This is a genomic window from Agrobacterium sp. 22-223-1 (assembly GCF_053522385.1).
In genome coordinates this window covers 230,315-252,631 of record NZ_JBNWCN010000001.1, presented here as the reverse complement: position 1 = coordinate 252,631, position 22,317 = coordinate 230,315, and the positions used below count along the sequence as shown (strand labels likewise).

The following is a 22,317-nucleotide window of genomic DNA, read 5'->3' as shown; positions in this document are numbered from 1 at the left end:
CGAAAACTAGAGGGCACGCGCAGTATCGATCACGATACCGAGTTCGCCCCGCAGTTTTTTGGTCAGACCGGCTGCGACAAGCTCATAGGAGCGGCGCACATAATGCTCCAGTTCTTCCTGTTCGAGCGGGGAATGATCGCCAATCGATATCCATTTGCGTTTGGCGAAATAGGGCGCCTGCCCTATGCCTTCCAGCGAGGTCAGTATTTCGAAGCTCTCTTCCGAGCATTTCACGACCAGCCGCCAGTCCTCCCGCTCGCCAAGCACGGCAAAGACCTTGTCGCCCACTTTGGCGACATGGGAATCCCACTGATCGACAAAACGCACGCCCGGCCATTTACCGAGCACCTTGTCGAAAGTCTTGCGATCGAACAGGCTCATGCGAGTTTCTCCGCGATCAGGGCCGCCAGACGTTTTGCAACGTCGGCCTTGTCGAGATCCGGCCAGGCGTCGATGCCATCTGCGGAAATGATCTTCACGCTGTTGCGGTCTCCGCCCATGATGCCGGTTTCAGACGAAACATCATTCGCGACGATATAGTCCGCGCCTTTGCGCTCCAGCTTCGCCCGGCCGTTCTTCTCGACATCCTGCGTTTCGGCGGCGAAGCCCACCACAATCCTCGGGCGCTTTTCATGATGGCCGACGGTTTTGAGAATATCGGGATTTTCCGTCAGTTGCAGCGCCGGCGGCGCATCGCCCGGCTGCTTCTTGATCTTCTGCTCCGACGAGCCCGTCACCCGCCAGTCGGCGACGGCGGCGACCATGACGGCGATATCCGCCGGCAGTCTCGATATCACCGCATCGCGCATCTCCTCGGCGCGCTCGACATGGATCGTCGTGACCCCGGCAGGATCGGCGATGGTGACCGGGCCGGAAACCAGCGTAACCTCCGCCCCCAGTTCCGCCAGAGCCGCCGCAATGGCATGGCCCTGCTTGCCCGAGGAGCGGTTGGCGATGTAGCGCACCGGGTCAATCGGTTCATGCGTGGGGCCGGAGGTCACGATCGCCGTTCTGCCCTTCAGGGGCTTTGGCCCCTCATCCAGCAGTGCGACGACGGCTTCGACGATCTGCAATGGCTCGGCCATACGGCCAAGACCTGTTTCACCCTTCTCTGCCATCTCACCGGCCATCGGGCCGACGAAAAACACGCCGTCTTCTTTCAGCGTTTCGACATTACGCAGTGTGGGCTTTGCCGCCCACATTTTCGGGTTCATCGCCGGTGCCACCAGCACCTTTCGATCCGTCGCGAGAAGAATGGTGGAGGCAAGATCGTCTGCCAGACCATTCGCCATCTTCGCCATCAGATCGGCGGTGGCGGGCGCCACAAGCACGAGGTCGCAGTCACGCGCCAGCCTGATATGGCCGACATCCTGTTCATCCTGCCGGGAAAAGAGATCGGTGAAGACATGGGTGGCGGAAAGTGCACCGACAGCAAGCGGCGTGACAAATTCCTGGGCGCCCTTCGTCATCACCGGCGTCACCTTAGCGCCGCGCTCCTTCAGGCGGCGGATGAGATCGAGGCTCTTATAGGCTGCGATGCCGCCGGAGATGATGAGGAGAATATGTTTGCCTGAAAGCGTCATGATGCCGGACCAGTTTCCCGTTTCAGGGGAAACTAGAGCATTTCCAGTGAAAACGTAATCACCTTCAATGCTCTAGCTCTTTGTTTTTTCCGCATTTCCGGACGGAAAACCGCTGCGCACTTTTCCTGAAAATGCTCGGCCCTTGGCATACAAAGTGCAATCCGGCCGATATCACGCTGCCTTGGCCACGTGATATTCCTTGATCGCAACCATCTTGATCGCCGGAAAACGCTCGGACTCATAGCGGAGCGAGAAGGCATCCTGCGCCAGAAACACCGGATCGCCATCCAGATCGCGGGCGATATCGCCGCGCTTGACGTTGAGGAACTTGTCCATTTCCGTCGGCTGATCGGAGGAAATCCAGCGGCAGACGGAAAAGCGCGACATTTCGAAGGAGACCGGCAGGCCATATTCGCCCATCAGACGCTCCTTCAACACGTCGAGCTGCAGCGCACCAACAACGCCGACGATGGCCGGCGAACCGTCTTCCGGCGAAAAGAGCTGCACGACGCCCTCTTCCGCCATCTGCTGCAGGGCTTCCTTCAGCTTCTTGGCCTTCATGGCGTCTTCCAGACGCACGCGCCGGAGAATTTCCGGCGAAAAGTTCGGCACGCCCTGGAAAACCAGGTTTTCACCCTCGGTCAGCGTATCGCCGATGCGCAGCGTACCATGGTTCGGGATGCCCACCACGTCACCCGCAAAGGCCGTATCGGCCAGCTGGCGCTGCGAGGCGAAGAAGAACTGCGGCGCAGTGAGGCCCATCTGTTTGCCGGTGCGAGCAAGCCGCGCCTTCATGCCGCGCTCCAGCTTGCCGGAGCAGATGCGGGCGAAAGCGATGCGGTCGCGATGGTTCGGGTCCATATTGGCCTGAATCTTGAAGACGAAGGCCGTCATTTTTTCTTCAGCCGCATGTACGGTGCGGGTATCCGCCACCTGATCGCGCGGCGGCGGCGCGAAATCGCCAAGCGCATTGATGAGGTCGCGCACACCGAAATTGCGCAGCGCCGAACCGAAGAACACCGGTGTCATATGACCTTCGAGAAATGCCTGACGATCGAAAGGACGGCAGGCTTCCAGCGCCAGTTCGGTTTCTTCGACGAAAAGATGGCGCTCATTTTCCGGCAGGCGATCGGCAACCGCCTGCGGACCGTTGACCGGCATGGCTTCCACCTGCGTATCGACGCCACGGAAGGTGCTGTCGGCGAGATTATAGGCGCCGCAGAAGGTCTTTGCCCGGCCGACCGGCCAGGTGATGGGCGCGGTATCGAGCGCGAGCTTCTCTTCCACCTCATCCAGTATCTCGAAGGGGTCGCGGCTTTCGCGGTCCATCTTGTTGATGAAGGTGATGATCGGAATATCGCGCATGCGGCAGACTTCGAAGAGCTTCAGCGTGCGCGGCTCGATACCCTTGGCGGCATCGATGACCATGATCGCCGCATCCACCGCCGTCAGCGTGCGGTAGGTGTCGTCGGCGAAGTCCTCGTGGCCGGGCGTATCGAGAATGTTGAAGACACGGTCGTTATATTCGAAGGTCATGACCGAGGTGACGACCGAAATGCCGCGCTCGCGCTCGATCTTCATCCAGTCCGAACGGGTCTGGATGCGATCCTTCTTCGCCTTCACCTCACCGGCAAGCTGGATCGCTCCGCCGAACAGCAGCAGTTTTTCGGTAAGCGTGGTCTTACCCGCATCCGGGTGCGCGATAATAGCAAAGGTGCGGCGGCGGGAGACCGCCTCGGCAAGTGTTTCGGCCATCTGACAAATCCTGTGGAATTGCGGGCTATCTAGCGTTTCAGGCCCGCATTTGCAATTGACCTTGCCGCGATCTCGGCAAACTAATGCCGCATGACCCTTCAAAACGACAATCGCCCCCCTCTCCGGCTCGTCCGCCTCGCCAATGGCGCTGACCTCGAATTGCCGTCCTACGAAACCCGTGGCGCCGCCGGCATGGACCTGCGCGCTGCCGTACCTGCCGGCGAACCGCTGACCCTGCAACCGGGCGAACGCGCCCTGGTCCCGACCGGTTTCATCTTCGAGGTTCCGCAGGGATACGAGGCGCAAATCCGCCCCCGCTCCGGCCTCGCCATCAAGAACGGCATCACCTGCCTCAACTCTCCCGGCACGGTGGACAGCGATTATCGCGGCGAAGTGAAAGTCATCCTCGCCAATCTGGGCCAGGACGTTTTCGTCATCGAGCGCGGCATGCGCATTGCTCAGATGGTGATCGCTCCGGTAACCCAGGTTGTTGTGAGCGAGGTGACGGAGACCTCGCAGACGGCGCGGGGCGCCGGCGGTTTCGGCTCCACCGGCGTTTAGCGACACCGCTGGGACAGACGTGCGGACTGATTGTCTTTACCCGGCAATTTCGTTATGGATTTAGCGGATTTTTCAGGAAACACGATCATGACGCTGACGACACTTTTCGCCTATGCCACCGCCCTCTTCATCGCCGCCGCCATTCCCGGCCCCGGCATGACGGCGATCGTGGCGCGGGCGCTGGGTTCGGGCTTTCGCGAAACCTTCTTCATGGGTCTCGGGCTGGTGCTGGGCGACATGATTTACCTGACCGCTGTGATCCTGGGCCTGGCCTTCGTCGCGCAGACCTTTCAGGAAGCCTTCATGGTGCTGAAATTCGCGGGCGCGGCCTATCTCCTTTATATTGCCTGGAAGCTTTGGACCGCCGGTCTGCTGCCGCAGGAGCTGAAGGCCAAGAAAAGCACCAGCATGCCCATGTCCTTCCTGTCCGGACTGCTGATCACGCTCGGCAACCCGAAAACCATGCTGTTTTATGTGGCGCTGGTGCCGACACTGATCGATATCCGCATGATCGGCCCTTCGGAATATGCAACACTTCTCGCCATCACCTTCGTCGTGCTGATGGCGGTTCTCCTGCCTTACATCCTGCTTGCGGCCAAGGCGCGTAACCTCCTGAAAAGGCCGAGCGCCTTGACGATCCTCAACCGCACGGCGGCGGGTATTCTGGCCGGAACCGCCACCATGATCGCGATCCGCAGCACGTAAAACAAATTCGTGCATTTATGCGATTTATCGTGAAATTATTCCTGCAATTTAGGGATATTAGGACGAACGTTCGCTAGCTTGCGAAAGCTATTGCTCCTATTCTGCCGCTCAAATCTTGCGGTCTTACACAGGAGAGCATCATGCCCGAAGCCAGAAAGCCCGGACGCGGACGCGTCTATTCCTCAATTACGGAAACAATCGGCGACACGCCGATCGTGCGGCTCGACAAGCTGGCGAAGGAGAAGGGCGTGAAGGCCAACCTTCTCGCCAAACTCGAATTTTTCAATCCCATCGCTTCCGTGAAGGACCGCATCGGCGTCGCCATGATCGAAGCTCTGGAAGCGCAGGGCAAGATCACCCCCGGCAAGACCACGCTGGTGGAGCCGACCTCCGGTAACACGGGCATCGCGCTTGCCTTCGCCGCCGCTGCGAAGGGCTACAAGCTGATCCTGACCATGCCTGAAACCATGTCGGTTGAACGCCGGAAAATGCTGGCCCTGCTCGGCGCCGAACTGGTGTTGACCGAAGGCCCCAAGGGCATGAAGGGCGCCATCGCCAAGGCGCAGGAACTGGCCGAGACCCTGCCTGACGCGATCATTCCGCAGCAGTTCGAAAACCCCGCCAATCCCGATATTCACCGCAAGACGACGGCTGAAGAAATCTGGAACGACACCGAAGGCACGGTCGATATTCTCGTCTCGGGTATCGGCACCGGCGGCACCATCACCGGCACGGGTCAGGTGCTGAAATCCCGCAAGCCCGAGGTGAAGGTGATTGCCGTCGAGCCCGCGGACAGCCCGGTTCTTTCCGGCGGCAACCCCGGCCCGCACAAGATTCAGGGCATCGGCGCCGGTTTTGCACCCGCCATCCTCGATACCGGCATTTATGACGAGATCGTCACCGTGACCAATGACGAGGCTTTCGAAACCGCACGTCTGGCGGCAAGGCTGGAAGGCGTGCCGGTCGGCATCTCCTCGGGTGCGGCGCTGGCGGCGGCAATCAAGGTCGGCGCGCGGGAAGAAAATGCCGGCAAGAACATCGTCGTCATCATTCCTTCCTTTGCGGAACGCTACCTTTCGACGGCGCTTTTCGAAGGCCTTGGACTTTAAGCCAGGCTTTCAAGCGCGGTACGATCGCGCGCCAGAGTAGCGAATATTCTTATGTGCCGCCGGCTTCCGCTGGCGGCACAATGTTTTTTCAGGGAAGGCACAACAGGCGACCTTCTGGAGCATATCCGGTTTAAACGGAATCGTTAGATGTGCTCTAATTACTTGTTTTTACACACTTCCCCACCAAAAACCGCTTCGTGCCTTTACTGGAAATGTTCTATGCCGCCGTCGTCAGCCTCTCGCCAGCGATACGATAGGACACGGCTTCCGCCACATGGATACGGCCGACCGTCTGTTTGCCATCCAGATCGGCCAGGGTGCGGGCAACCTTGAGAATGCGATGATAACCGCGCGCGGAGAACTTCAGCCGCTCGGCCGCATCGCGCAGCAATTGCAGCCCGGACGCATCCGGCTCGGCATATTTTTCTATCAGGGTCGTCGTGCAGCGAGCGTTTGTGCGAATGGCGTCAAATCCCGCCGACGCGTAACGTTCCTGCTGCGCAAGGCGCGCCCGGGCGACACGGGCGGCCACCGCCGCACTCGGCTCGGACGCGACGGGGCGGATGAGATCGGCGGCAGAGACGGCGGGAACGTCGATGCGGATATCGATACGATCCAGCAGCGGGCCGGAAATGCGGGCCTGATAATCCGTCACACAACGCGGGCCTCGGGCGCAGGTGAAACCCGGCTCTCCCGCCATGCCGCAGCGGCAGGGGTTCATCGCCGCAACGAGCTGGATTTCCGCCGGATAGCTGACGCGATGATTGGCCCGCGCAATGATGCATTCGCCCGTTTCCAGCGGCTGGCGCAGTGCATCCAGCACCTGCGGCGAAAATTCCGGGAACTCGTCCAGAAAAAGAACACCGTGATGGGCGAGCGAAGCCTCACCCGGCTTGGCGCGGAGCCCTCCGCCGATCAACGCCGCCATGGTGGCGGAATGGTGCGGGGTGCGGAACGGCCTGCGGTCCGAAAGCTTGCCGCCGGATAATTGGCCAGCGATGGAATGGACCATCGACACTTCCAGCAATTCCGCCGCCTCCAGCGGCGGCAGGATGGATGGCAGGCGGGCTGCGAGCATGGATTTGCCGGAGCCGGGCGGCCCGACCATGAGCAGGTTGTGTCCGCCGGCGGCTGCCACCTCCAGCGCGCGCCGGGCGCTCTCCTGTCCTTTGATATCCACTAAATCCGGCAGATTGACCGGGTTGGCGCGAATGGCGGGCGTCGGGCGCGAGAGAAGCTGGGTGCCGCGAAAATGGTTGGCCAGCGCAATCAGGCTGCGCGGGGCGAGAATATCGATACCGGCGCCGGCCCAGGCCGCTTCCGGCCCGCTTTCAGCCGGGCAGATCAGCCCCTTGCCAAGCGCATTGGCACCCATGGCCGCTGGAAGGGCGCCCGAAACCATACCGATGGTGCCATCGAGATTGAGTTCGCCGAGAACCACATAACGTGCCAGCATTTCTGCCGGTATCGCACCCAGAGCGGCCATGAGGCCAAGCGCAATGGGAAGATCGAAATGCGATCCTTCCTTGGGCAGATCGGCAGGCGCGAGATTGACGGTGACCTTTTTTGCCGGCAGCGCCAGACCCGAGGCATGCAGGGCGGCCTGCACCCGCTCGCGGCTTTCGGCCACCGCCTTGTCGGGCAGGCCGACAATCTGGATGCCCACCTTTCCCGGCGCGACCATGACCTGCACCTCGACGGGCACACCCTCTATGCCCTGAAATGCAACCGTATTGACCCTTGCCACCATGGCCTGCCCCCGCAAACCGGCCGCGCTAGTCAGAGCTTCATGCCCTACCGCGGCCACCCGCAAGCAACGTGCCACAGGGAAAAGAATAAAACAAGAACATCCAGCGAACAATTTCTCGCTGACGATGTATTTTAGTTGTGTCTAGTTGTACTCGCGGAACAAAGCTGGACCGGCGAAAGCTCGCCTCAGAAATCCTGGGCTTCGCGCTTTTTCTCGATCGCATCCCACAACAGGCTTGCGACATCGGCACCGCCGAATTTCCGCACTTCGCGAATGCCGGTCGGCGAGGTGACGTTGATTTCCGTCATATAGTCGCCAATCACATCGATACCGACGAAGAGAAAACCGCGCTCGCGCAAGGCAGGACCGATGCGGCGGCAGATTTCTTTCTCGCGCGCCGTCAGTTCCGTCGGTTCCGGCCGGCCGCCGGCATGCATGTTGGAGCGGGCGTCGTTTTCCGCGGGCACGCGGTTGATTGCGCCAACCGGTTCGCCATCTACCAGGAGGATGCGCTTGTCGCCCTTGCGGACGTCAGGCAGATATTGCTGGGCGATGTAAGGCTCGCGGAACATCTGGCCGAACATCTCCAGCAGAGAAGAGAAATTGCGGTCGTCGCGCGCGGAATGGAAGACGCCTGCACCGCCATTGCCATAAAGCGGCTTGAGGATGATATCGCCCATTTCGTTGCGGAAGCGGGCGATTTCCTCCACATCCTTGGTGATCAGCGTCTTCGGCATCAGATCGGCGAATTCGGTGACGAAAATCTTTTCCGGCGAGTTGCGGACCCAGGCGGGATCGTTGACCACCAGCGTTTTCGGATGAATGCGTTCCAGCAGATGGGTCGAGGTGATGTAAGCCATGTCGAATGGCGGATCCTGACGCAGATGGATGACATCCATGGTCGACAGATCGACGCGCTCCGGTTCGGACAGCGAGAAATGGTCGCCCTTGATGTCGCGCAGTTCCATCTGCTCGACAGTGGCGTAAATCTTGCCATCGCGCATGGAAAGGCGCTCGGGCGTATAATGGAACAGCCGGTATCCGCGTGCCTGCGCCTCAAGGCTCATGGCGAAGGTGGAGTCACCGGCGATATTGATGCCGGAGACATGATCCATCTGGATCGCGACGTTCTTGATCTTCGCCATGCGCATGTTCCTCTTGCAGCATGCGGACGCTTTGTCGGCCCGCGGTGCCCATTGCCTCGCCTTTTCAAGCTTCCCTGCAGGACCGGTAGAAACCCGGAAATGCTTCAGAAAACCCTGAAGATGTAGGGCAGCGACCATTCAAAGGCAACTGCTGCAAGCGGTGGTTTGTGTGAGTTTTATTGAACCTTCACAATTCCGTCGGCGAAGCCGTGCAGGCCCCGCCGACTGGAATGTTTTATGGGTTCAGGCCGCCAGCTTATAGGAACGGCCGGCAAACAGCTTGTTCTTGACGCGATAGGCAAAAGCGAGCGCCTTGGGGAACGGACGGCGCATGAAAGCGACTTTGCGGACATAATCATCCACTCGCCAGGTGGCCCATGTTCCCGCAGGGAAATAGGCGACATCGCCGACCCGCAGGATGCTGATGGAACCGTCTTCCGCGGTCACATGCACTTCGCCTTCGAGAATATAGACGGTTTCATCCCAGCCGAAGAACCAGCGGAATTCCCCCGCCGTGCAATCCCACATGGCGGTGCTTGAAGCACGGTCGCCGCTTCTGGAATGATCCGCCGCGCGCGCCTGGGGGTTGCCGGAAATGATCCATTCCGGATTGATGGGGGCCGGCTGAAGCCGCAGATCGGTGCAGGATGCGCTGACGACGGCCTCGTCTTTTGACCGGCGCAAATAGGCCGGCAATATCGGCACGGTCCGGACCGCCATGGTTGCTGCGGCAGCGAACATCATTTTGAAGGACATATTAGAAAACCCCCGTGAAATATTGGAGGTCTTCTATCATCGGGATCGTAACGAAGCGGTTTTGACAATCGGCGCAATTTTAGTCATCGCGCCGATTTCTGCGATGCGCTCAGGCCGTCGCCATTTGCGCGGGCTGCGCCGCCAGCTGCTCGGCTTTACCGGCGATGCGCTTGCCGGTTTCGCTGGAGAAGAAATGCAGTTTCTCCGGCGCGATCGTGACGGAGAGCGCAGACGGAACCTCGACATCCGGCGGGAAAGCAACTGTCAGGTTCTGGTCGCCGATCATGCCGTGGATAAGTCGCTGCGAACCCAGTTCCTCGATGTAATCGACCCGAAGCGGGAAGCCCTGCTCACCGGCCGCAGCGAGGCGGAAATCTTCCGCCCGCATGCCCACCGTTACGGGGCCGGAGACAGGCGCGAAACCGTTGAGCGCAAAGAGCGACGGACCAATGGCGAGGCTATCGCCATGCAACTCGGCGTTCAGCAAATTCATGGCGGGAGAGCCGATGAAACTCGCAACGAAGGTCGAAGCAGGGGTGTGATAGACATCGAGCGGTGCGCCGATCTGTTCGATACGGCCGCCATTCAACACCACAAGACGATCGGCGAGCGTCATGGCCTCCAGCTGATCGTGGGTGACGTAGATCGAGGTGGTGCCGAGGCGCTTTTGCAGGCGCTTGATCTCGCCGCGCATGGAAACGCGCAGCTTGGCATCGAGATTGGACAGGGGCTCATCGAACAGGAAGGCCGCCGGTTTGCGCACGATGGCGCGACCCATGGCGACACGCTGCCGCTGGCCGCCGGAAAGGGCGCGCGGCTTGCGATCCAGATAAGGTTCGAGCTGCAGCATACGCGCGGCTTCGGCCACACGCGCATCGATCTCCGTCTTCGGCGTCTTGCGGTTCTTCAACCCGTATTCCAGGTTCTGGCGCACCGACATATGCGGATATAGGGCGTAGTTCTGAAACACCATGGCGATATCCCGGTCAGCCGGATCGGCCTGATTGACCACCCGGTCACCGATCTTCACTGTGCCTTCGGAAATATCCTCAAGCCCTGCGACCATGCGCAGAAGCGTGGATTTGCCGCAGCCGGAGGGGCCGACCAGAACGATGAACTCACCGTCCCGGATGTCGATATCGACGTGGTGCACGGCGCGCACGCCGCCATGATAATCCTTGCAGACCTGACTGATTTCTATCGCGGCCATTTCGGTCTCCTTATTTATCGCTTTCGGTCAGGCCCTTGATGAACCAGCGCTGGAAAATGACGACGATCAGCACCGGCGGCAGCATAGCCAGCACGGCGAGCGCGAAAGCTTCGTTGTAATCGGGAATTTGCGAACCGACCCAGACCTGCAGGATCGACTTGATGCCACGCATCAGGGTGAAGAAGCCCTCATCCGTCGTCATCAGCATGGGCCAGAGATACTGGTTCCAGCCATAAACGAACATGATGATGAAGATCGCCGCCATCATGGTGCGGGACAGCGGGATGAGAACGTCGATGAAGAATTTCACCGGCCCTGCGCCGTCAATGCGGGCAGCCTCCAGCAACTCCTCCGGCACGGATTTGAAGAACTGCCGGAAATAGAAGGTGCCTGTCGCCGAAGCGAGAAGCGGCACGATGAGGCCGGTATAGGAGTTCAGAAGGCCAAGTTTGCTCATCACCTCGTAGGAGGGCATGATGCGCACTTCGAGCGGCAGAAGCAGCGTCGTGAAAATGATCCAGAAGGCGAGCGTTGCGAACCGGAACCGGAAATAGACGATCGCATAGGCCGCCGTCATTGACAGGACGATCTTGCCGACGGCAAAACCGATGCCGAGGATCAGCGAATTCAGCACCATGTTGAGACCCGTGATCTGCCCGGTGAAGCCGCCTTTCTGGGTCAGAACCTTTTCATAAGTCTCGATGAAATTGTCACCGGGAATCATCGTCAGACCGCTGCGGTGGATTTCCGCAGCGGTGTGGGTGGAGGTCATGAAGGCCACGATGACCGGCAATATCAGGAACAGCGCGCCGATGATCAGCACCAGATGATCGAGGGGTTTTGTCTTGTACATGGTCTTTTCCCTCAATTGTAGTGGATGCGCTTTTCGATGAAGCGGAACTGGATGATGGTGAGAACGAAGACGACCAGCATCAGGATGACGGATTGGGCCGAGGAGCCACCGATGTCATTGCCGCGGAAACCATCCAGAAACACCTTGTAGACCAGCGTGATCGGATTGTTGGCCGCCTTGTCCTTCACCATCACGTCGATGACGCCGAACGTGTCGAAGAGCGCATAGGTGATGTTGATGATCAGCAGGAAGAAGGCCGTGGGCGCCAGAAGTGGCATGATCACCGTCCAGAACCGGCGAAAGCCCGAACGGCAGTCGATGGCGGCAGCTTCCCGCACGGAGACCGGAACGCCCTGAAGACCCGAAAGGAAGAAGATGAAGTTGTAAGGGATCTGCTTCCAGACCGCGACGACGATCATAGCGAAGGCCGTATCGAAATAGTTGAGGCCGACCTTCATGTCCCAACCGAGGAATGCGGCCATTTTGACGAAGGGGCCGATATGCTGGTCGAAAAACATCATGCCGATGAGACCGGCGACCGGCGGCGCGATGGCATAGACGGAAATCAGCAGCGTCTTGTATGTCGAGCTGCCGCGAATGACCGCGTCGGCCTTGACGGCGAGCAGCAAGCCGAGCGCCAGCGAAAAGAAGGTGACCAGCACGGTGAAGACAACCGTGAATTTGGCGATGCTGAGATATTCGGCGCTGAAGATCGCATCCGAATAATTGGCAAGTCCGACGAAGGAAGCGCCGAAACCGAACGGGTCTTCGATATAGAAGGACGAATGTATGGCCTGAACCGATGGCCAGTAGAAGAAGATGAAAATCACCGCAAGCTGCGGTGCCAGAAACAGGTAAGGTACGTAGGACGAGGAGAACTGCACGCGCTTCATACCGGCGTCGACAGGTTTGGCTGGCTTTCCAGCCTTTGCGGACCAGCCGGACAAAAACCGGCGCGGTTGAGACGATGTATAGGCCACGCTTGCGCTTCCTTATCCGAGAGCGAGCCTCCCTTCCGTGGGAAAGGAGGCTCGGCAATGGTCATTGGTTTCGAAACAGGCGATCAGCCGGCCGTCTTGGCGAAACGGGCGAGCAGGTCGTTGCCTTCCTTCTCGATGATCTCGAAAGCAGCCTTCGGCGTAACTTCGCCGGAGAAGATGCGGTTATATTCGCGTTCCATGACGGCGCGGATCTGCGGGTAGAAGCCGAGGCGGTAGCCCTTGGACCATTCGCCGCCCGGCAGCGAGAGCTGCTGGATACCGACTTCCGCGACCGGCTTTTCCTTGTAGAAGCCTTCAGCCTTGGCCTTTTCGTAAGCGGCCTTGGTGATGGCGACGTAACCGGTTGCCTTGTGGTAGAAGACCTGGATTTCCGGCGAGGTCAGGAACTGGAAGAAGTCGGCCACGCACTTGTTTTCGGCTTCAGACTTGCCAGACATTGCAAAGAGCGCAGCGCCGCCGATGAAGGAGTTGGTGCCGGCACCCTTGATGGAGCCCCAGTAGGGAAGGAAGGTTGCCGAGAACGGCATGGTCGCCGTCTTCTGCAGGCCGCCGAAGGAGCCCGAAGAACCGATCCAGAACGCGACCTTGCCTTCTTCGAAGGGCTTCTGGTTGTCGTTCCAGCCGGCGCCGTAATAGGCGAACAGGCCCTTGTCCTTCCAGTCCTTCAGCTTGTCGAACATCATGACGAGGTTCGGGTCGGTGACCTTGAGCTTGGTGTCGGTGACGCTGTCGTAGCCGTTATTGTTGGTGGCGAACTGGATGTTGTTGCGGGAGAAGAAGTTCTCCGTGAACTGCCAGGTGAGCTGCGACTGAACGAGCGGAATGTAGCCGGCTTCCTTCAGCTTCGGCGCAACCTGCTCGAACTCTTCCCAGGTCTTCGGGGCTTCGACGCCGGCCTTCTTCAGGGCTTCGTCGTTGACGTACATGATGGGGGCGGAGGAGTTGAACGGCATGCCGACAAACTTGCCGTCAGCGGCAGCATAGAAATAACGCACGCCGTTGATGAAGGCGTCGCGGTCGAACTTGTAACCGGCCTTGTTGATGAGATCTTCGGCGGGAATGACAGCGCCCTTGGCGTTGATGATGGTGGCGGCGCCAGCATCGAAAACCTGGAGGATGTTCGGCTGTTCGCCAGAGCGGAAAGCAGCGATGCCGCTGGCCAGGGCTTCTTCATAGGAGCCCTTGGAAACCGGCGTCAGAGCGCATTCTTTCTGGGCTTCATTGAACTTCTGGGCGACTTCGTTGATGACTTCGCCATTGCGGCCGCCCATGCCGTGCCACCAGGTGATGTTGGTAGCAGCCATGGAAGACGTCGCCGAAATGCTGACGGCCACTGCGGCCATGGAAATCTTCTTCAACATTACTAAATCCTCTCCACCATTTATTGGGATGAGGATGCGAATAGAGACGTTCCATGACGCCTCTTTGACAGTTCGATGTCAGATTTATTACAGCGACTGACGAAAATCTCAGTCGGCCATGCGCTTTATGGGCCGAGCCGGATTTCCAACCACCGTCACGCCCGGCGGCACATTGCGCGTCACCACCGAACCGGCGCCGACAATCGCTCCGTCACCGATGGTGATGCCAGCCAGAAGGATCGCTCCGCCGCCGATCCAGACATCACGGCCGATCGTGACAGGCTTTGCGATTTCAATGCCTTGCGCTCGCGGCACCGGGTCCAGATGGTGTTCCGCACAATAGATCTGCACCGCAGGCCCGAGCATCGCACCGTCGCCTATCGTAACCTTCGCGGAATCGAGAATGGTGCAGCCGGCATTGAGATAGACATTTTTGCCCAGCGTGATGTTGAAGCCGTAAGCGCAATGAAACGGCGCTTCGATAAATGCCCCTTCGCCAACAGAAGCGAACAGAGCCCGTAGCAAGGGGGCCATTGCCCCGCGCTCATCCGGCGGCATCGTATTGTGCTGGTGGACGGCCCCTCGTGCCCGCCAGCGCAATATATCCAGCTCGGCATCCATGCAGCTGTACCATTCGCCCGCGGCCATTTTTTCCCGCTCGGTGGACATTGTTTCCCTCCCCTTAAAAGGCGTCGATAAAATGCTGCGGCAGGCGTCGCGGCAAAACGGCGATGATATCGAAACGCAGCGAAAACCGCGCGGCATCCTTGCGACGGGCGAGCCATAGATCGGCCGCCGCTCGAATGCGTTGCTGCGAATGGAAACCGACAGCATCCACGGCACCTTCGCCGGACGTTCGCGCCTTGACCTCGACGATGGCGACGAGGTCCTTCTTGCGGGCGATGAGATCAATTTCCCCCAGCCGGGTGCGATAACGAATGGCGAGGATACGATATCCCTTCAGCAGCAGATAAAGTGCCGCCCAATATTCCGCGGCGTGGCCACGTCGCTCGGCCTTGCGCCTTTTATTGCTTCGCCCCTCAGCGGCCATCCGTTTCCTTCATATCCAGCAGCCTTTGATAAAGCTCCTTGCGCGGCAGGCCCGTCAGCTTCGCCGCTTCGCCTGCCGCCTTGGCGGCGGGCATGGTGGCGACGAGATCCTTCAGCAGCTTCTCGACATCCTCGATATCGGGAATCTCGTCATAGGAGGGCGGCTCCACCAGAAGCACGATCTCACCCTTCACCACACGGTCACCACCGTAATAATCCGCAAGCTCGCCCAGCGTGCCGCGTCGGAACTCCTCGAAGGTCTTGGTCAGCTCGCGGCAGACCACGGCGCGGCGGTCGCGGCCGAGCACTTCGGACGCGACCTTGACGGAAGCGCCGATGCGATGCGGCGATTCAAAGAAGATCAAGGTGGCCGGAATTTTCGCGAGTTCGGCAAAACGGTCGCGCTTGCCGCGATCCTTCACCGGCAGGAAGCCCGCAAACAGGAAAGCGTCGCTCGGCATTCCCGAACCCACGAGGGCGGCGAGCGGCGCGGATGCTCCCGGCACCGGCACGACACGATGCCCGGCCTCGAGCGCGAGCTGGCCGAGGCGGTAACCGGGATCGGAAACGAGCGGCGTTCCGGCATCCGAGACCAGCGCCACGGATTTTCCCGCCTCAAGCGCCGCAATGAGCTTCGGCCCCGCTTCGTTTGCATTGTGCTCATGATAAGAGAGCGGGCGGGTGCGGATGCCGTAACGTTCGAGCAGGATGCGGGTGACGCGGGTATCCTCGCAGGCGAGAACATCGGCCGAGGCCAGCGTTTCCAGCGCGCGGATGGTGATATCGCCAAGATTGCCGATGGGCGTGGCCACGAGATAGAGCGCAGGCTCCAGCGGCCGCGCCGGAATGGTGGCCGTGCCGATCCTGAAGCTCTTTGTCGCATCTCTCAAGTCGCTGTTCGATATTTCTTCCGTCACACGGCTTCCAATCATTCTGGCCGATTATTCGCGGCCGGTCGCTCTGGTTTCCTCTCTTTATGGGCAATAGAAAACCGACGAACAAGGTCCACGGACGCCCCCAGCCTGTGGATCATGCTGTATAGCAGCAAAATGACCCGCGGCAGATGCACTCGGCTCTTGCATTTCCTGCAATAACTCTGCCATTTTGCCCGTCCACATTATCCGGCTTTCTGGCCGGTGAAGACTCTTCTTGCCGATCCGGCGGTGGCCGGTTCGCAACGGTTGAAAGCGGTAGCGTCCATGCGTATTACTCTTGAGCGGTCGAACCTTCTGAAATCGCTGAACCACGTCCACCGGGTCGTCGAGCGTCGCAACACGATCCCGATCCTGTCCAACGTCCTCCTGCGCGCCTCCGGCGCCAATCTGGACATGAAGGCGACCGACCTCGATCTCGAAATCACCGAAGCGACACCGGCCATGGTGGAGCAGGCAGGCGCCACCACCGTGCCGGCGCATCTGCTTTATGAAATCGTGCGCAAGCTGCCGGACGGTTCCGAGGTGCTTCTGGCGACCAATCCGGACGGCTCCTCGATGACGGTTGCTTCCGGCCGCTCGAAATTCTCGCTGCAATGCCTTCCGGAAACGGATTTCCCTGATCTGACCGCCGGCACCTTCAGCCACACCTTCAAACTGAAGGCGACCGACCTGAAGATGCTGATCGACCGGACGCAATTTGCGATCTCGACCGAAGAAACGCGTTATTACCTGAACGGCATCTTCTTCCATACCATCGAAAGCAATGGCGACCTGAAGCTGCGCGCCGTCGCGACCGATGGCCACCGCCTGGCGCGCGCCGATGTGGATGCGCCTTCCGGTTCCGAAGGCATGCCGGGCATCATCATTCCGCGCAAGACCGTCGGCGAGCTGCAGAAGCTGATGGACAACCCTGAGCTGGAAGTCACCGTCGAAGTCTCGGATGCAAAAATCCGCCTGACCATCGGTTCGGTCGTTCTGACCTCGAAGCTGATCGACGGCACATTCCCGGATTACCAGCGCGTGATCCCGACCGGCAACGACAAGGAAATGCGCGTCGATTGCCAGACCTTCGCGCAGGCTGTCGACCGCGTCTCGACCATTTCTTCCGAGCGCGGCCGCGCCGTGAAGCTCGCGCTCACCAACGGCCAGTTGACGCTGACCGTCAACAACCCGGATTCGGGAAGTGCTACGGAAGAAGTGGCTGTCGGTTACGACAATGATTCGATGGAAATCGGCTTCAACGCCAAATATCTCCTCGACATCACCTCGCAGCTTTCCGGCGACGACGCGATTTTCCTGCTGGCCGACGCCGGCTCGCCGACGCTCGTTCGCGACACCGCCGGTGACGATGCGCTTTATGTTCTGATGCCGATGCGCGTTTGAAACGGGAATTTTCCGCAAATTTCATCAAAAAAGCCGGTGGAACGCTTCACCGGCTTTTTTTGATTCGGCGACAGCGCATTTCGAACCGTAAGCGAATTTTTCCAGTTACGACATTTTGCCTTGTTTTTGCGCCAAATGGGATCAACATTGCGTAACAGTTTTTTGACAATGACCAAAAGCATCTGAGGGAACTATGGCACTTAACCTGAAGCAACGGCTTGAACAGAAATTTGAAGAAGAAATCCGCTTTTTCAAGGGCATGGTCAGCCAGCCGAAAAAAGTCGGGGCCATTGTGCCGACATCGTCCATCACGGCGAAAAAAATGGCGAGTGTCATCAATCCCCATTCCGGCCTGCCGGTTCTCGAACTCGGCCCTGGCACCGGCGTCATCACCAAGGCCATTCTGGCGCGCGGCATCAAGCCGGAGAACCTGACCGCCATCGAATATTCGACCGATTTCTACAATCAGCTGCTCAGGAGCTATCCGGGCGTCAATTTCGTCAATGGCGACGCCTTCGATCTCGATGCGACGCTTGGCGAACACAAGGGCCAGATGTTCGACAGCGTCGTCTCCGCGGTGCCGATGCTGAATTTCCCCATGGCCGCCCGTATCAAGCTTCTCGACGAATTGCTGAAGCGCGTGCCCCATGGCCGCCCCGTCGTGCAGATATCCTACGGACCGATTTCCCCCATCGTCGCGCAGCCGCATCTCTACCACATCCGCCATTTCGATTTCATCGTGCGCAATATTCCGCCGGCGCAATTGTGGACCTATACGCGGGCCTGATATTCGACAGAGTGCCGGAACCCGTCATTTCCCGGTCGTGACGAATGGTTAGGGTGTCGATTTGCCCTTTCCATCGTCCTTGAGGACCGATTGCCATGCATGCGCTCTACATCACCCACCCCCAGGTCAAGATCGATCCGGCTGTTCCCGTTCCCGAATGGGGGCTTTCGGACAGGGGGGCCGAGCGGACGCGCGAGGCAAGCCGCCTGCCCTGGGCACGGTCATTGCGCCGCATCGTTTCCAGTGCCGAAACCAAGGCGATCGAAACCGCCCGCATCCTGGCTGAAACCTCCGGGGCGGAAATGGACATCGTCGAGGCGATGCATGAAAACGACCGGTCCGCCACCGGCTTCCTGCCGCCGCCGGAATTCGAAAAGGCGGCGGACTGGTTCTTCGCCCATCCCGAGGAAAGCTTTCACGGCTGGGAGCGTGCAATCGACGCGCAGGCGCGGATCGTCAGGGCGGTCAAGGCCATTCTTGACCGGCACGACCCGCAGCAGCCGATTGCCTTTGTCGGCCATGGTGGCGTGGGTACGCTTCTGAAATGCCATATCGAAGGCCGCGGCATCAGCCGCAGCAAGGACCAGCCGCCCGGCGGCGGCAATCTCTTTCGCTTCTCCATCGCCGACTTTTCACTTGCAGCCGCGTCCCCCACATGCGACTGGACGGCAATGGAAACATGGCAGGGATAAGACAATGACCGCGCGCGAAAAACTCATCGTCGGGCTGGATGTTCCGACTGTGCAGCAAGCCGAAGACATCGTGTCGAAAATCGGCGACGAGGTTCTGTTCTACAAGATCGGTTATCAGTTGGTCTTTGCCGGCGGTCTCGAATTCGCGCGCGACCTTGTCCAGAGCGGCAAGAAGGTCTTTCTCGACATGAAGCTGCTCGATATCGACAACACCGTCGCCTCCGGTGTCGAAAACATCGCCCGCATGGGCATGTCGATGCTGACGCTACATGCCTATCCCAAAGCGATGCGCGCTGCCGTCAAGGCCGCCGAAGGCTCCGGTCTCTGCCTGCTGGGCGTCACCGTGCTGACCTCGATGGACGACGTCGATCTCGCCGAGGCGGGTTATGCCTCTGACGCCCGTTCGCTGGTGCTGCGCCGAGCGGAGCAGGCACGCGAGGCGGGCATGGGCGGCATCGTCTGTTCGGCGGAAGAAGCGACCGCCGTGCGCGAAATCCTCGGTCCGGACCTTGCCGTCGTCACCCCCGGCATTCGCCCGGCCGGCGCGGATCTGGGCGATCAGAAGCGGGTGATGACACCCTATGACGCCATCAAGGCCGGATCGAGCCATCTGGTCGTCGCCCGCCCGATCGTCAGGGCGGAAGACCCGAAAGCGGCGGCCCGCGCCATTCTTGACGACATGCTGCGCGCCAGCTTTCCGGCCAATCAGTAACGACAATCGGAGGAGATGAAATGGCAAAGGGATATTGGATCGCCCGCGTCGATGTGCGCGATAGTGAGCGTTACAAGGACTATGTCACGACGGCAAAGCCCGCTTTCGAGCGGTTCGGCGCCAATTTCCTGGCCCGTGGCGGCGCGCTGACCGAGCTGGAGGGCAAGGCGCGTGCACGCAACGTCGTCATCGAGTTCCCCTCGGTGCAACACGCCATCGACTGCTATAATTCTCCCGAATATCAGGCCGCGGCCAAAATCCGCCAGGAAGTCGCGGATGCGGAGATGATGATCGTCGAAGGAATTTGACGACCGTCAACCGCATTTCCCAAACCGGCTTCCGGCCTCGCGACAACATCTCTTCACGCGCGCGCGGCTTTGGGCTAAGAGACTGAAAAACGCTTTATCGACAGCTTCTGAGGAGCCTCCCATGACCTTGGCCAACCTTCCACCCCTCGTCACCGTTTTCGGCGGTTCGGGTTTTGTCGGGCGGCATGTCGTGCGGATACTTGCGAAGCGCGGTTATCGCATCCGCGTCGCCGTGCGCCGCCCGGATCTCGCCGGTTTCCTGCAGCCGCTCGGCAATGTCGGCCAGATTTCCTTCGCCCAAGCGAACCTGCGTTATCGCGATTCCATCGTCAAAGCCGTGGAAGACGCCGACCATGTGGTCAATTGCGTCGGCATCCTGACCGAAAGCGGCCGCAACACCTTTGACGCCGTACAGGAATTCGGCGCAAAAGCCATTGCCGAGGCGGCCCGCGATGCCGGCGCCACGCTGACGCATATCTCCGCCATCGGCGCGGATGCCAGTTCGCCGACCGGTTATGGCCGCACCAAGGGCCGCGCCGAGGCTGCCATTCATTCCATCCTGCCTGACGCCGTGATCCTGCGCCCGTCGATCATTTTTGGACCGGAAGACGATTTCTTCAACAAGTTCGCAAAGATGGCCCGCAGCATGCCGTTCCTGCCGCTGATCGGCGGCGGGAAAACCAGGTTCCAGCCGGTCTATGTCGAGGATGTCGCGGAGGCCGTCGCCCTTGGCGTCGATGGCAAGCTGAAGCCCGGCGCGATCTATGAACTCGGCGGTCAGGATGTCATGACGTTCCGTGACTGTCTCGAGGCGGTTCTTGCCGCGACCTATCGGGAGCGCCCCTTCGTCAACCTGCCCTTCGGCGTCGCGTCGATGATTGGCAAGATCGCTTCAATGGTGCCGCTGATTGCGCCGCCGCTGACGCCCGATCAAGTGACTATGCTGAAAAAGGACAATGTCGTTTCCGCTGACGCCGAAAAGAACGGCCTGACGCTGGAAGGCATCGGCATCACTCCCGTTCGCGTCGCGTCCATTCTGCCTTCCTACATGGTGCAATACCGCCCGCACGGCCAGTTCTCCAATGCCGGAAAAGCGGCCTGAAGCCCATCTTCAGCCTCATCGACCATAAACGAAAGCGGGAGCCATTCCCGCTTTTTGTTTTTGCGCAATTCAATTGCAACCAAACCGCTATTCGTGCATTTTCCCCTCAACTGCAGGGGAGGTGTTGAATGAACCAGGGCTGCTTTGCAAAGCCGGGTAAAAGTTAACGGCGGTCTGGCCTCCACAGGCAAGCGTGGCACAAGCGCAACTGTGGAAAAGACTTCGTATTAACCCGGTATTCAACAAGCTGCTTTATTGATATTCGCCACATTCCAAACATATCCCGACCACTCAATTCACACACGGCGGCATGATCCGCGCGAACGAACGTCTGAAAGGCAATCATAAAATGGGCAGATCTATCGCACTCTTTTTTGCGTGTGCGGCTTTGGTGGTTCTGGCGGGTTCTTTCATGGCGCCGGGAACGGTTGCAGCGGGTAAGAGCGGTTGCGCTCCCGCCTATGGCGTCGACCCCTGCGCAACGGCTTCGATCAGCACCAACTGATTGGCCTTTAAAAGTTTCAAAGAAAAAGCGCCGCCGGTTCTCCGGGGGCGCTTTTTCTGTTCGTTCGTCGCAAACGGAGATTATTCCCGCCCCTGGTTCAACCCAGAACCAGAAGCGCGATCAGTCCCAGCGAACCGATGGCGATGCGCCACCAGGCGAAGGGTGCAAAGCCCCGCCGCGATACGAAATCCAGCAGAGAGCGAACGACGAAGAGGCCCGAGACGAAAGCGGCGATGAAGCCCACGGCGATCAGCGCGCCGTCATCGAAGCTCAGCGCATCGCGGTTCTTGTAAAGATCGAGCGTGAAAGCGCCGAGCATGGTCGGCATCGCCAGGAAGAACGAAAATTCGGCGGCGGAGCGCTTGTCCGTTCCCATCAGCAACGACCCGACGATTGTGGCGCCGGACCGCGACGTGCCGGGAATCATCGCAAGGCACTGGAAGAGACCTATCTTGAAGGCAAGCGACGGCGGATAATCCATGATGTCGGTATATTTCGGCTTCAGCGGCATGCGGTCGACGCCGAGCAGAATGACGCCGCCGATGATCAGCACCACGCAGATAAGCATCGGCGTTTCAAACAGCACGGTCTTGATGAAGTCATGCGCCAAAGCGCCGATTATCGCCGCCGGCAGGAAAGCGAGAGCAACGGCCAGCACGAAGCGGCGCGCTTTCGCACTTGTCGGCAGAGCGAGCGCAATCGACACAAGCTTTTGAAAATAAACAAGAAGGATCGCAAGGATCGCACCAAGCTGAATAAGAACGGCAAAGGTGTTGCCGGGTGATTTAAAGCCGAGGAAATGCCCGGCCAGCAGCACGTGCGCCGTTGAGGAGACGGGAATGAACTCCGTCAGACCCTCGATAATGCCCAGCAGAAGCGCGCTGATGATCGATTGGTCACCCATGAGGTATCCTTCTTTTCAGGGGGAAAGTGGCAATGGAAGGCAATTGCGTTAAACTTGTTTTAAAGTAGCCAAGCTCTTATAGCGTCTTGATGAAGCGAAACTGAAAAAGTTTTTCGGCAAATGCCGATCATGACAACCAATCGTAAAAAT

The 22,317-nt window shown here is 59.5% G+C and carries 22 protein-coding genes and 2 pseudogenes; 9 read left to right on the top strand and 15 right to left on the bottom strand.

What is annotated here, in order from left to right:
- Nucleotides 1-6: 6 nt before the first annotated feature.
- The 3 genes from ACQZ60_RS01260 to ACQZ60_RS01250 all read right to left on the bottom strand — a co-directional run bounded on the left by ACQZ60_RS01260 (nt 7) and on the right by ACQZ60_RS01250 (nt 3,338).
- Entirely contained in the window at nt 7-381 is a 375-nt protein-coding gene (locus ACQZ60_RS01260; protein ID WP_003520098.1) for an MmcQ/YjbR family DNA-binding protein, read from the bottom strand.
- Nucleotides 378-1,583, bottom strand: a complete 1,206-nt coding sequence (gene coaBC, locus ACQZ60_RS01255; protein WP_448734634.1) for a bifunctional phosphopantothenoylcysteine decarboxylase/phosphopantothenate--cysteine ligase CoaBC — start codon at nt 1,581-1,583, stop codon at nt 378-380. Before coaBC ends, ACQZ60_RS01260 begins: the two co-directional genes overlap by 4 nt.
- A 171-nt stretch (nt 1,584-1,754) precedes the next feature.
- Complete coding sequence (locus ACQZ60_RS01250; protein WP_035264080.1) at nt 1,755-3,338, bottom strand: peptide chain release factor 3; 1,584 nt, start codon at nt 3,336-3,338, stop codon at nt 1,755-1,757.
- A 90-nt stretch (nt 3,339-3,428) separates the two neighbouring features.
- Here ACQZ60_RS01250 and dut point away from each other — a divergent pair, with 90 nt between their 5' ends.
- The 3 genes from dut to cysK all read left to right on the top strand — a co-directional run bounded on the left by dut (nt 3,429) and on the right by cysK (nt 5,713).
- Nucleotides 3,429-3,899, top strand: coding sequence for a dUTP diphosphatase (gene dut / locus ACQZ60_RS01245; protein WP_035264085.1), 471 nt, complete (start codon nt 3,429-3,431; stop codon nt 3,897-3,899).
- A gap of 87 nt (nt 3,900-3,986) precedes the next feature.
- Nucleotides 3,987-4,604, top strand: a complete 618-nt coding sequence (locus tag ACQZ60_RS01240) for a LysE family translocator (protein ID WP_003520102.1) — start codon at nt 3,987-3,989, stop codon at nt 4,602-4,604.
- A gap of 140 nt (nt 4,605-4,744) precedes the next feature.
- A complete protein-coding gene (gene cysK, locus ACQZ60_RS01235) occupies nt 4,745-5,713 on the top strand; it encodes a cysteine synthase A (protein WP_003520103.1) in 969 nt (322 codons plus the stop codon).
- Nucleotides 5,714-5,930: 217 nt separating this feature from the next.
- Here the strand turns inward: cysK and ACQZ60_RS01230 are convergent, their stop codons facing one another.
- The 11 genes and pseudogenes from ACQZ60_RS01230 to rsmI form a co-directional block, all read right to left on the bottom strand.
- Nucleotides 5,931-7,463, bottom strand: a complete 1,533-nt coding sequence (locus ACQZ60_RS01230; protein WP_020811509.1) for a YifB family Mg chelatase-like AAA ATPase — start codon at nt 7,461-7,463, stop codon at nt 5,931-5,933.
- Nucleotides 7,464-7,648: 185 nt separating this feature from the next.
- Nucleotides 7,649-8,608, bottom strand: coding sequence for a glutathione synthase (gene gshB / locus ACQZ60_RS01225; RefSeq protein ID WP_003503823.1), 960 nt, complete (start codon nt 8,606-8,608; stop codon nt 7,649-7,651).
- 243 nt (nt 8,609-8,851) lie between these two features.
- Nucleotides 8,852-9,364: a cupin domain-containing protein gene (locus tag ACQZ60_RS01220; protein ID WP_035264088.1), complete on the bottom strand. Its 513-nt coding sequence runs from the start codon at nt 9,362-9,364 to the stop codon at nt 8,852-8,854.
- Nucleotides 9,365-9,473: 109 nt separating this feature from the next.
- Complete coding sequence (locus ACQZ60_RS01215) at nt 9,474-10,574, bottom strand: sn-glycerol-3-phosphate import ATP-binding protein UgpC (protein ID WP_020809796.1); 1,101 nt, start codon at nt 10,572-10,574, stop codon at nt 9,474-9,476.
- A 10-nt stretch (nt 10,575-10,584) separates the two neighbouring features.
- Entirely contained in the window at nt 10,585-11,427 is an 843-nt protein-coding gene (gene ugpE / locus ACQZ60_RS01210) for a sn-glycerol-3-phosphate ABC transporter permease UgpE (protein ID WP_020809797.1), read from the bottom strand.
- Between the two features lie 11 nt (nt 11,428-11,438).
- Complete coding sequence (locus tag ACQZ60_RS01205) at nt 11,439-12,407, bottom strand: ABC transporter permease subunit (protein ID WP_020809798.1); 969 nt, start codon at nt 12,405-12,407, stop codon at nt 11,439-11,441.
- Nucleotides 12,408-12,490: 83 nt separating this feature from the next.
- Nucleotides 12,491-13,789: an extracellular solute-binding protein gene (locus ACQZ60_RS01200; RefSeq protein ID WP_020809799.1), complete on the bottom strand. Its 1,299-nt coding sequence runs from the start codon at nt 13,787-13,789 to the stop codon at nt 12,491-12,493.
- 120 nt (nt 13,790-13,909) lie between these two features.
- Nucleotides 13,910-14,074, bottom strand: a pseudogene (locus ACQZ60_RS01195) (DapH/DapD/GlmU-related protein); the annotation flags it as partial.
- 222 nt (nt 14,075-14,296) lie between these two features.
- Nucleotides 14,297-14,437 (bottom strand): annotated as a pseudogene (locus ACQZ60_RS01190) (maltose acetyltransferase domain-containing protein); the annotation flags it as partial.
- Nucleotides 14,438-14,471: 34 nt separating this feature from the next.
- Entirely contained in the window at nt 14,472-14,840 is a 369-nt protein-coding gene (locus ACQZ60_RS01185; RefSeq protein WP_020809801.1) for a YraN family protein, read from the bottom strand.
- Nucleotides 14,830-15,771: a 16S rRNA (cytidine(1402)-2'-O)-methyltransferase gene (gene rsmI, locus ACQZ60_RS01180; protein ID WP_020809802.1), complete on the bottom strand. Its 942-nt coding sequence runs from the start codon at nt 15,769-15,771 to the stop codon at nt 14,830-14,832. Before rsmI ends, ACQZ60_RS01185 begins: the two co-directional genes overlap by 11 nt.
- A gap of 267 nt (nt 15,772-16,038) precedes the next feature.
- Between rsmI and dnaN the strand changes: the two genes are divergently transcribed.
- From dnaN to ACQZ60_RS01150, 6 genes are all read left to right on the top strand, one after another.
- The gene (gene dnaN, locus ACQZ60_RS01175) at nt 16,039-17,157 is read left to right on the top strand and encodes a DNA polymerase III subunit beta (protein ID WP_031233744.1); all 1,119 of its coding nucleotides are present in this window, start codon (nt 16,039-16,041) and stop codon (nt 17,155-17,157) included.
- A 193-nt stretch (nt 17,158-17,350) separates the two neighbouring features.
- Nucleotides 17,351-17,944 (top strand): phospholipid N-methyltransferase PmtA, encoded by a 594-nt coding sequence (pmtA, locus tag ACQZ60_RS01170; RefSeq protein WP_003520115.1) that lies wholly within the window; start codon nt 17,351-17,353, stop codon nt 17,942-17,944.
- A gap of 95 nt (nt 17,945-18,039) precedes the next feature.
- Nucleotides 18,040-18,636, top strand: coding sequence for a histidine phosphatase family protein (locus ACQZ60_RS01165; protein ID WP_448734633.1), 597 nt, complete (start codon nt 18,040-18,042; stop codon nt 18,634-18,636).
- 4 nt (nt 18,637-18,640) lie between these two features.
- Nucleotides 18,641-19,348 carry an orotidine-5'-phosphate decarboxylase gene (gene pyrF, locus ACQZ60_RS01160; protein WP_196378115.1) on the top strand — a complete coding sequence of 236 codons (708 nt, stop codon included), beginning with the start codon at nt 18,641-18,643 and terminating at the stop codon, nt 19,346-19,348.
- 20 nt (nt 19,349-19,368) lie between these two features.
- Nucleotides 19,369-19,656, top strand: coding sequence for a DUF1330 domain-containing protein (locus ACQZ60_RS01155; protein WP_003520118.1), 288 nt, complete (start codon nt 19,369-19,371; stop codon nt 19,654-19,656).
- A 121-nt stretch (nt 19,657-19,777) separates the two neighbouring features.
- The gene (locus ACQZ60_RS01150; protein ID WP_448734632.1) at nt 19,778-20,758 is read left to right on the top strand and encodes a complex I NDUFA9 subunit family protein; all 981 of its coding nucleotides are present in this window, start codon (nt 19,778-19,780) and stop codon (nt 20,756-20,758) included.
- Nucleotides 20,759-21,360: 602 nt separating this feature from the next.
- Here the strand turns inward: ACQZ60_RS01150 and ACQZ60_RS01145 are convergent.
- Entirely contained in the window at nt 21,361-22,167 is an 807-nt protein-coding gene (locus ACQZ60_RS01145; protein ID WP_080852772.1) for an undecaprenyl-diphosphate phosphatase, read from the bottom strand.
- Nucleotides 22,168-22,317 lie beyond the last annotated feature (150 nt).